General features: G+C 76.5%; 1 protein-coding gene. It reads left to right on the top strand.

What is annotated here, in order from left to right:
- On the top strand, positions 1-1,001 hold a 1,001-nt coding region (locus FCI23_RS55900), incomplete at both ends, for a lyase family protein (protein WP_136731790.1).

The raw sequence follows: 1,001 nt of genomic DNA, 5'->3' as shown, positions 1-1,001 counted from the left end.
GTGGCCGCCCGTGCGCTGCGGCTGATCCGGGCCGACCTCGGTCGGACCGCCGCGGCGCTCGCGGGGCTGGCCGCGGAACACCGCGACACTCCGATGGCCGGCCGCACCCTGGCCCTGCACGCGGTTCCGACCACCTTCGGGCTGAAGGCGGCCGGCTGGCGGTCGCTGGTGGTGGACGCCGACGCCCGGCTGGCGGCGCTGCTCGACGGCAGGCTGCCGGTGTCACTCGGGGGCGCGGCCGGCACGCTGTCCGGCTACCTGGCCTTCGCCGAGGCGGACGGCACCGCGACCGACCCGGCGGCCTACGCCGGCGAACTCGCCGACGCCTTCGCCGCCGAGACCGGACTTGCCCGGCCGGTACTGCCCTGGCACACGCTGCGCACCCCGATCGCGGACCTGGCGGCGGCCCTGGCATTCACCGCCGGCGCGCTCGGCAAGATCGCGGTGGACGTACTGGTGCTGGCCAGGACCGAGATCGCCGAGGTGGCCGAGCCCGCCCCGGCCGGCCGGGGCGCCTCATCGGCCATGCCGCACAAGCGCAACCCGGTGCTGGCCGTCCTGGTGCGAAGCGCCGCGCTCCAGGTCCCGGCGCTGGCCGGGGCCCTGACGCAGTGCCTGGTCGCCGAGGACGAGCGGTCCGCGGGCGGTTGGCACGCCGAGTGGGCGCTGCTGCGCGAGTGCCTGCGGCTGGCCGGGGGCGCGGCGTTTACCGCGGTGGAACTCACCGAGGGTCTCGCCGTGGACCCGACCCGGATGCGCGCCAACCTGGAGCTCACCGGCAGCCAGGTGGTCACCGAACGACTCGTGGCAGTGCTCACCCCGGCGCTCGGCCGGGCCCGGGCCCGCGCACTGCTGACCGATGCCTCTCGGACTGCCGACACCGCCGGCACCGGTCTGCGGGCGGTGCTGGCCGCACTGCCCGCGCTGGACGGCGTGCTGTCTCCAGCGGAACTCGACTCCCTGTTGCTCCCCGCCGAGTACACGGGTGCCGCCGGCTCGCT

Source organism: Actinacidiphila oryziradicis, from assembly GCF_005047355.1.
GTDB lineage: Bacteria > Actinomycetota > Actinomycetes > Streptomycetales > Streptomycetaceae > Actinacidiphila > Actinacidiphila oryziradicis.
Note: the sequence above shows the minus strand (reverse complement) of the source record. Positions and strands in the feature narration are given on the sequence as shown.